The organism is Myceligenerans indicum, from assembly GCF_016742955.1.
In the GTDB taxonomy this organism is placed as follows: Bacteria; Actinomycetota; Actinomycetes; order Actinomycetales; family Cellulomonadaceae; genus Myceligenerans; species Myceligenerans indicum.
In genome coordinates, this window is sequence record NZ_JABBYC010000051.1 from 23,489 (window position 1) to 31,704 (window position 8,216).

Below are 8,216 nucleotides of genomic sequence, written 5' to 3' on the forward strand. Positions count from 1 at the left end.
CCCGAACTCGCTGCCTTCTCAGTCGTCGAAGTCGAACCCGTCTGCATCCGCTGCGGCCACCAGCCTGCGCATCCGGTCGGCGTCCCCGGCAACCTGTTCCATCAGCTCGCCCAATCCCTCGAGCGCAGCCCGGTCCGTGCCGTGGGCGCAGAACATGTCACCTTCCGGGTCGTAGTCGAATCTGCCGTCGAGCTTCCGAGCCTCGGTGGACACCAGCCATCGTGCGACGCCCTCCCAGAAGTATCCGTTCGGTTCGTGCCCCAGCTCCTCGATCACGGCATCGACCGGGGTCGTCCCGGCATTCAGGAGGAGAGAGAGCTGTCTCTCGGTGGTTTCCACCAGCTTCAGTACCGTCATGAGCCGGAATGTAGCGACCGACACTGACATCACCGGGAGCAGGGTTGGTGTGGACGAGTTCCGCCCCGTGAGCCCGCATCCGGGCGACGGTGGCGTCGACGTCGTCGACGGCGAACATGATGCCGCGCAGGCCCGGCGCGTTGCGCGGCGGGTCGTCCGGGCCGTCGCTGACAGCCGCGGGAGTGTGGAACTTCGTCAGCTCCAGGCGGCCGTGGCCGTCCGGGGTGCGCACCAACGCGATGCGGACGCGGATGCCGTCGAGCCCGTCGATGCGGTCCAGCCGCCGGCCCGACGGCGGCGTTCCCGCCGGGGGCGTACGGTCGGACCAGCGCCCCGGAGGTGGACCATGACCCGCTACGCGATCGACGCCCCCACGTTGCTGCGCCTTGTGGACGATGATCTGCCCGTCGACCCGGCACACCAGCTCGTGGCTCCGAAGTCCATCCACTCCGATGCTCTCACCCGGCTCCTGCGGGACGTCCGCTCGGGCGTCCGGACCGAGGACGAGGCCCTCGCCACGCACGAACGCCTCACCAGCCGCGGGCTGCGCCTCCTGGGCGATCGCGTCTCGCGCCGTGTCGCCTGGCAGCTCGCCCGCGAGCACGGCTGGGACGACCTGCACGACGCCGAGTACCTGGCGGTGTGCCGCCTGCAGGCGGACGCTCTCGTCACCGTCGACCACGCGCTCGCGGCACGTGCCGCGGGCATCGTCCCGGTCGCACCGCTCGTCACGTTGCTGCCCCCCGACACCTCCGGCCGCTGAGCGACACCGATGAGTCTGCCGCGCGTCAGCCGTCCACCAGAACACGACGGGAGGCGGCCAGGTGGTCGCCCGGCACAAGGAGGCCCGGAATGACGCGGTACCTGATCTCGTTCGACGACGGCGCGATGACCATCTCCCAGGAGGAGCTTCCCGCCGTGGACGCGGCCGCACACGCGGTGGTGGAGGCCGCGAAGGCTGCCGGGGTGTGGGTCTTCGGCGGCGGGCTGGAGCGCCAGCAGGCGACGGTCGTCGCCCCCGACGGGACCGTCTCGGACGGCCCGTTCCCGGAGACGAAGGCCGTCGTCGGCGGATTCTCGGTCATCGACACGTCGTCACGTGAGGAGGCGGAGGGGTGGGCCGCCCGAATCGCCGAGGCGTGCCGGTGCGCGCAGGAGGTCCGGGAGATCATGCCGGACGAGTCCGTCTGATCCCCGGCCGGGCACCCGGCCGGTACGGGGCATCCAACGGCGGATAGTTCGCATTATCAGTCTGGACGCCCGAGCGCGGGGCCCCCGAGACTCGGATCCGACAAGGCCCGGCGCGTCTCCTGAGCGCCGCCACGCACCGGAGCGGGGCGGCCGCCCGGGCCGGAGGAAGATCTCCATGGACACCGACCCACGGCTCCCCCAGAACCAGACCCCACTGAACCAGACCTCGCTGGACCGCCACCCGCTGATCCAGACCCCGCTGCACCGCCGAACCCTGCTCCTGGGCGCCGCCGCCGTCGGCTCGGCGGCCGCCCTGGGCCTCGCCCCGCCCGCCCGCGCCGCGGTGCCGGGCTTCCCCACGTTCACCCGGCTCGGCGCGGCCCTGGACAAGTCGTCGCTCGCCTACAACCCCACGAACGAACTGATCTTCCCCTCGGTCCGCTACGTCGCAGGTCGGGTGCAGAACCCCCTGGGCGCCTGGTACATGTACTACGCACCGCACGACGCTCCGGGCGGGATCTGCCTGGCGTACGCGGACTCGCTGGACGGCCCCTGGCACGAGTACTCCGGCAACCCGGTGATCTCCCGGAACTGGTCCCCGCACTACTCCGTGAGTCACGTCTCCAGCCCGCACGCCCTGTGGAACGACGCGGACGGCAAGCTCTACCTGTTCTTCCACGGGGAGAACACCACGACCCGGGTGGCAACCTCCACCGACGGGCGCACCTTCACCTACGAGGGCACGGTGATGACCACGGCGATGCTGCCGTCGGACGTGACCGAGACGTCCTACGCCCGGGTGTTCCCGCACCCGACACAGGCGGGCATCCACATCATGCTGTTCATGGGCAACCAGGCCGGTACGCGCAAGATCTTCATCGGCTGGTCGCACTCGCTGACCTCGGGCTGGCAGGCCAAGCCGCAGCCGCTGATCTCGCCGGCGGCCGGTGAGGGCGGCCAGCTCTCGGGGGCTCACTACTGGTCGCGCAACGGGGGCGGCCACGTCGTGTACCACTCCGGGTCGGGCGCCATCCATGTGGCCGACGTCGGCACGAGCTTCGACCGGGAGAATCATCTGGGCGTGCTGTACACCGAGCCGGTCGCCACCCGTGCGGCGGCGCCGAGCTTTGCCGAGGAGAACGGCCGCCTCCACATGTTCTACGAGGCCGGTCAGCGCGGGAACACCAACATCGCGATCGCCCGCGCCGACTGAGCGGTTCGTGTCGCGTGGCGGGCCGCCGCGCGACGGCAGTCACGCGCGGCGGCCATCACGCATGACGGCCGCCGCGCGGCACGGCCGCCGCGGGGCCCGGCCGTCGCGGGGCCCGGCCGGCAGCACGACGAGGCTCCCGCCCGGGATGACCGGGCGGGAGCCTCGTTCTTCACGGCCCGGGCCGACGCGCGGTGCCGGCGCGTGGTGCCGACGTGCGGTGCCGGCGTGCCGCGCCGCGGCGTCCGGGTGGGGCGGTCGGCGGTGCGGTGGTCAGCCGCTGCCGATGATCCGCCCCCCGGCGTTCACCCCTTGAGTCCCGTGTGCGCCAGCCCCTGGACGAACTGCCGCTGCGCCACGAGGAACACGACGAGCACCGGCAGCACGGTGAGAGTCGTGGCGGCGAGCTGCACGTTCCACATCGGCCCGCCGTAGGCGTCGACGTACTGGGTCAGGGCCTGCGGGAGCGTGAACTTGTCCTTGCTGGACAGGTACACGATGGGCTCCAGGTACAGGTTCCAGGACTTGAGGAACGTGAAGATCGCGACCGCCCCGAGCGCGGACCGCGACAGCGGCAGCGCGATGCGCCAGAAGATCCCCCAGCGCCCGAGACCGTCCATGCGTCCGGCCTCCTCGAGCTCGGCCGGCAGTGCGAGGAAGAACTGCCGCATGATGAACACGGCGAGCACCGCCGGTGCCCCGAGCACGGGGATCACGACGAGCGGCCAGTGCGTGTCGATGAGTCCGAGGCTGTTGACGATGCGGAACAGCGGCACGATCGTCACCTCGGACGGCACCAGCAGCCCGGCGAGCACGAGCACGAACAGGGCGTTGGCACCGGGGAACCGGATGCGCGCGAACGCGTAGCCGGCCATGGCCGCCACCAGCATGGTGCCGATCGTGACGGCGGCAGCGATGTACAGGGAGTTCCAGTACTGCTGCGCGAACGGCTGGAGCGTGAACACCCGGCCGTAGGCCTCGAACGTCGGGTTCCGCGGCCAGATCGTCGGCACCGCCTGGAGGATCTCGCTCATCGGCTTGAGGCTGGAGGTCGCCATCCACCAGGTGGGGAACACGAACGGCAGGCTGAGCAGCACGAGCAGGGCGACGAGCCCGCCGCGGGCCCAGCGCCGCCGGGCCCGCAGGCCCGCCGGCGCCAGGTTCCGCCGGCCCGACGGCGAACGGGCGGGCCGCAGTCCGCCCAGCGTCGTCGACGGCAAGGCCTGGGCGGCCACCCCGGCACCGGACCGCTCGGCACCAGGCCGCTCGGCACCGGACCGCTCCGTGCTGTGACCGGCTCCGGACCGCCCGGCATCCGCACGACCGTTGCCCGCAGGGGGCATGACATCAGACTTCATGGAAGACCCACCTCTTGCGCGACTGCCACTGCAGGAGCGTCAGCGCGAGGACGATGACGAACAGGAGCACGGCGACGGCACTGGCGTAGCCGAACTCGTTGAACCGGAACGCCTGCTGGTACAGGTAGTAGACGAGGACGGTGGTGGAGTTGCCCGGCCCGCCCCCGGTCAGGACGTCGATCTGCGCGAAGACCTCCAGCGACCCCACGATCGTGATGATCGAGACCAGCAGGATGGTCGGGCTGATCATGGGCAGCGTGATCGAGCGGAACCGGCGCCACGCGCCGGCTCCGTCCAGGCGGGCGGCCTCCTGCAGCTCCTCGGGCACGCCCTGGAGCGCCGCGAGGAACAGGATCATGTTCAGCCCGACGTTCTTGAACACCTGCACGACGATCACCGAGAGCATCGCGGTGCCCCCCTGCCGCAGCCAGTTGGGTCCTTCGAGGCCGAACATCGCGAGGAACCCGTTGATGCCGCCGTCGGCCTGCAGCAGGAAGCTCCACACGATCGTCCAGGCCACGAGCGACACGACGACGGGCGAGAAGAAGAACGTGCGGAACGTCGTCGTGCCGGGCAGCTTCTGGTCCAGCAGGACCGCCAGCAGCAGCGCCAGCGCGATGTTCAGGACCACCAGCCCGATCGAGAACCACAGGCTGGCCAGCAAGGAGTCGACGAGCCCGGGGTCGGCGAGCAGCCGCTCGTAGTTCGCCGCTCCGGCGAACGTGAACGTGCCCGCCAGGACGTTCCACTCGTGCAGGGAGTACCAGACGACCATGCCGAGCGGCAGGACGACGAAGGCGAGGGCTCCCAGGACCACGGGGGCCACCATGGTGTACCCGACGACCCAGTCGCGGCGCACACCCTTCGACGCCCGCACGCCTGTCGGCCGTGGTGCCACTACCCGCACTGACGCTGCTGCCACGATCACTCCTCCAGAAGCGGCTGGACGGCCGCGCAGGTGTCGTCCAGGACGGCGGCGACGTCGGCGTCGGGCGTCCACATCGCGTCGAGCTGGGCCCGCACCGTCTCCGACAGCTTCGCGAAGTTCTGGTGCACCGGCTTGGTGACCGAGCCCTTGATCCCGTCGACGACGACGGTCTGGAGCTGTTCCTCGCTCAGGAGCGGGTTGGCTGCCGACAGCGTCGCGGCGTCGAGCAGCGAGGCACGCGGCGGAGGGAAGTAGGTCGCGAGCTTCTCGGCGTTCTCCGGGTTGGTGAAGTAGGCCAGGAAGTCGGCGGCGACGCCGGGGTTCTCCCCCTGGGCGAACACGCCGATACCCGCCTGGCCGATGACGTTCTGCTTCCCCGCGGGCCCGGCGGGCAGGGGCAGCAGGTCCCAGTCGAACGAGCCGTCGAGCGCGGAGGCCCGGCTGATCTGCGTGATCGTCATCGCGGCGTCACCGGCGAAGAAATCGGCCGTCGTCCCCGGTCCGGGCATGGCACCGTCGTCGAACGCGGCGTCGTGGATCCACCGCATCGCGTCGACCATCTCGGGGTCGGTGAACGTGCACCGGGTGCCGTCCTCGCTCCAGGGTGCGGCGCCCCAGCCGTCCCACACGGTCGAGAGGTTCTCCCAGAGCTGGTAGTCGAAGTCGCGCACCACCAGTCCCTGCTTGCCGGAGTCCTCGGCGGTGGCCGCCGCGATGTCGCGGGCGGTGTCGAACGTCCACTCCCCCGCCGCGACCAGGTCAGCCGGGTTCTCCTGACCGGCCGCGGCGATCTGGTCGGTGTTGACGAAGACGCCGAACGGGCTGTTCGAGAACGGGTAGGCGTACAGCCCGTCCTCGTCCTGCCACAGCTCCAGGGTGCTGGGCACCAGGTCGTCGAGCTCGTAGCCGTCGGTGTCCTGCAGCACGGGACGCACGTCGGCGAGCGCCCCGCTGGAGACGAACTCGGGGGCGTAGCTCTCCAGCACCCAGGCGAGGTCGGGCGGGTTGCCGCCGGCGAGCTGGGTGGTGAGGGTCGTGGTGTAGTCCGCGAACGGGATGGTCTCGAACGTGACGCCGGAGACCAGGTCGGGGTTCTCGGCGGCGTAGGCGTCGCCGATCTCCTGGAACAGCGCGAGGTGGGACTCGTCGGCGGTCCACACGGTCATGCGCAGGTCGACGGGTTCGGAGGGGGTTTCGAGGTCGCCGAGGGCGCCGGGTTCCCCGCCGGAGCAGGCGGACAGGGTCAGGGCCGTGGCGAGCGCGGCGCCGGTGGCGGCGGCCCGTGGGCGGCGGATCGGGGTGTGCATCAGTACTCCTTCGGACTGAGTGGTGCGTCGGTGGTGCGGTACCGGCTGATGCCGGCAGGAGCCGGCAGAGGCCGGTGGGCCGGCAGGAGCCGGCAGAGGCCGGTGGGCCGGCAGGAGCCGGCAGAGGCCGGTGGGCCGGCAGGAGCCGGCAGAGGCCGGTGGGCCGGCAGGAGCCGGCAGAGGCCGGTGGGCCGGCAGGAATCAGTAGGGGTAGGTCTCTCCCTCCGGCCAGCGGAGCTCGACCCCCGTGGCGGTGAGCTCGCGCTGGTAGTCGGCCAGCAGTTCGGGCTTCTCCTGCACCTCGTGCGGGACGTGTCCGGTGGCGAGGCAGTGCGCGGCGAGGTGGCCGGCGGCCTCGCCGGCGTTCCACTCGACGGGGTGCAGCCTGTAGCACCCGTTGGTGATGTGGGTGGTGCCGAGGTTCTTGTTCCCCGCCAGCAGGTTGGTGGTGCGGCGGGGCAGGAGGGCGCCGAGCGGGATCTCGAACGGCGTGGAGGGCACGTCGATGTACGTGTCGCCGCCGGTGGAGGGGTGCAGGTCGATCCGGTACATGCCCACGCCCACGGAGTCGTCGTAGCGGGTGGCGCCGCTCTCGCCGCGCACGGCGTGGGAGACGTCGTTCTCGGTCACGGTGGTCACGGCGCGGATGCGGCGGGACTCGCGGTGGTAGGCGGCCTGCGCGAGGCCGTCGGCGCTGCCCATGACGTCGGGGCGCAGCCGCAGTCCGGGGTAGCCGGTGCCGCCGTCGGGCCGGGGTGCCTCGGTCTGCATCCAGTAGAGCATCGACAGGCTGAGCTGCCGCGCGTCGGCGATGCGGGCGTCGGACACCTCGCGCGGCACGTCGAGGACGTGGTCGAGGAAGTAGTCGATGCTCGGCCAGTTCACGAGGCACAGGTCGCTGTCGCGGAACCCGGGTTCGAGCAGGTCACGGGCGGCGATGCGGCGGAACAGCCAGAGGTTCCCGTCGCCGGCGTTCTTCGACTGGTCGGCGTCGACCGCCAGAGGGTCGTCGCCGGGGTTCGGGGTGAACGTGCGTTCCTCCAGGTCGAGCGTCCGGGGGTTCGGGGCCGTCCAGGACAGGAGGCGCTCTCCCTGCCACGCCGGGGGCGCGTACGACCTCCAGAAGTCGTAGCGTGCGGGCCGGTCGATGGTGTGGTCGCCGTCGACGTGATCGAGGGCGAAACAGACGCTCAGGGCCTGCACGTTGTCGGGCTGCGCCTTCTCGGGCGCGCTGGGCTCGCCCGTCTCGGCGGACGACTCGAACCCGGTGACGTACTCCGTGCCGGTGAGCGGGAGGAGTTCTCCGGTCTCGGTCGCGTCGATCGTGTACGCGGCGCTCACGGTCACCCCGGGGCCGTCCGCCACGGAGGTGAGCGTCACCGACGTCACGCGGTCGCCGTCCGTGGTGGCCGACGTCGGTCGCACCAGTTCCAGCAGCCGGATGCGTCCGGCGGAGCGGTAGGGGGCGAGCATCTCCTCCAGCACGCCGACCGCGACGCGCGGTTCGTGGCAGAGCTTCGAGACCCAGCCTGCGCCGGGGTTCAGGGCGGGCCAGGCGTGCGCGGTGGAGGTGAGCGGGTGCCTGCGGCGGTACACGTCGCGGATGCCGTCGCGCAGCGACCGGTAGCGGGCGGTCACGCCGAACCGCTCGACCCAGGGGTGCTCGTCGGGCGGGACGGCCTGGGAGGTGAGCTGGCCGCCGATCCAGGGGTGTTCCTCGGTGAGGACGACGCGGGCGCCGCGCCCGGCGGCGGCGAGCGCGGCGGCGATGCCACCGAGTCCGGCGCCGACGACGAGCACGTCGGTCTGCAGGTCTTGCTGGGTCACCTGTCTCTTATACACATCTGACGCTGCCGACGATAAGG

8 protein-coding genes and 1 pseudogene are annotated in these 8,216 nt (G+C 71.3%); 3 read left to right on the top strand and 6 right to left on the bottom strand.

The window, feature by feature from the left end:
• Positions 1–18: 18 nt before the first annotated feature.
• Entirely contained in the window at positions 19–357 is a 339-nt protein-coding gene (locus HGK34_RS18830) for an Imm51 family immunity protein (protein WP_244666937.1), read from the bottom strand.
• A 58-nt stretch (positions 358–415) separates the two neighbouring features.
• A pseudogene (locus tag HGK34_RS23795) lies at positions 416–805 on the bottom strand (VOC family protein); the annotation flags it as partial.
• Between HGK34_RS23795 and HGK34_RS18840 the strand changes: the two are divergent.
• The 3 genes from HGK34_RS18840 to HGK34_RS18850 all read left to right on the top strand — a co-directional run bounded on the left by HGK34_RS18840 (position 704) and on the right by HGK34_RS18850 (position 2,761).
• Positions 704–1,120 (top strand): PIN domain-containing protein, encoded by a 417-nt coding sequence (locus HGK34_RS18840; protein ID WP_201850262.1) that lies wholly within the window; start codon positions 704–706, stop codon positions 1,118–1,120. The pseudogene HGK34_RS23795 and the gene HGK34_RS18840 overlap by 102 nt on opposite strands.
• 89 nt (positions 1,121–1,209) lie before the next feature.
• Positions 1,210–1,548, top strand: a complete 339-nt coding sequence (locus HGK34_RS18845) for a YciI family protein (RefSeq protein ID WP_201850264.1) — start codon at positions 1,210–1,212, stop codon at positions 1,546–1,548.
• 175 nt (positions 1,549–1,723) lie between these two features.
• A complete protein-coding gene (locus HGK34_RS18850; RefSeq protein ID WP_244666938.1) occupies positions 1,724–2,761 on the top strand; it encodes a glycoside hydrolase family protein in 1,038 nt (345 codons plus the stop codon).
• Positions 2,762–3,063: 302 nt separating this feature from the next.
• On the opposite strand, the gene HGK34_RS18855 is transcribed toward HGK34_RS18850, so the two are convergent.
• From HGK34_RS18855 to HGK34_RS18870, 4 genes are all read right to left on the bottom strand, one after another.
• Positions 3,064–4,116 (bottom strand): carbohydrate ABC transporter permease, encoded by a 1,053-nt coding sequence (locus HGK34_RS18855; protein ID WP_244666939.1) that lies wholly within the window; start codon positions 4,114–4,116, stop codon positions 3,064–3,066.
• The gene (locus HGK34_RS18860; protein WP_307816098.1) at positions 4,106–5,038 is read right to left on the bottom strand and encodes a carbohydrate ABC transporter permease; all 933 of its coding nucleotides are present in this window, start codon (positions 5,036–5,038) and stop codon (positions 4,106–4,108) included. The genes HGK34_RS18855 and HGK34_RS18860 overlap by 11 nt, the downstream gene beginning before the upstream one ends.
• A gap of 2 nt (positions 5,039–5,040) precedes the next feature.
• Positions 5,041–6,351, bottom strand: coding sequence for an ABC transporter substrate-binding protein (locus tag HGK34_RS18865; RefSeq protein ID WP_201850266.1), 1,311 nt, complete (start codon positions 6,349–6,351; stop codon positions 5,041–5,043).
• Positions 6,352–6,552: 201 nt separating this feature from the next.
• Entirely contained in the window at positions 6,553–8,193 is a 1,641-nt protein-coding gene (locus HGK34_RS18870) for an FAD-dependent oxidoreductase (RefSeq protein ID WP_307816099.1), read from the bottom strand.
• Positions 8,194–8,216 lie beyond the last annotated feature (23 nt).

What these genes read in the sequence shown, in the direction of transcription:
- HGK34_RS18830 (WP_244666937.1), bottom strand. Translation starts at nt 357, where the DNA reads ATGACGGTACTGAAGCTGGTGGAAACCACCGAGAGACAGCTCTCTCTC.
- HGK34_RS18840 (WP_201850262.1), top strand. Translation starts at nt 704, where the DNA reads ATGACCCGCTACGCGATCGACGCCCCCACGTTGCTGCGCCTTGTGGAC.
- HGK34_RS18845 (WP_201850264.1), top strand. Translation starts at nt 1,210, where the DNA reads ATGACGCGGTACCTGATCTCGTTCGACGACGGCGCGATGACCATCTCC.
- HGK34_RS18850 (WP_244666938.1), top strand. Translation starts at nt 1,724, where the DNA reads ATGGACACCGACCCACGGCTCCCCCAGAACCAGACCCCACTGAACCAG.
- HGK34_RS18855 (WP_244666939.1), bottom strand. Translation starts at nt 4,116, where the DNA reads ATGAAGTCTGATGTCATGCCCCCTGCGGGCAACGGTCGTGCGGATGCC.
- HGK34_RS18865 (WP_201850266.1), bottom strand. Translation starts at nt 6,351, where the DNA reads ATGCACACCCCGATCCGCCGCCCACGGGCCGCCGCCACCGGCGCCGCG.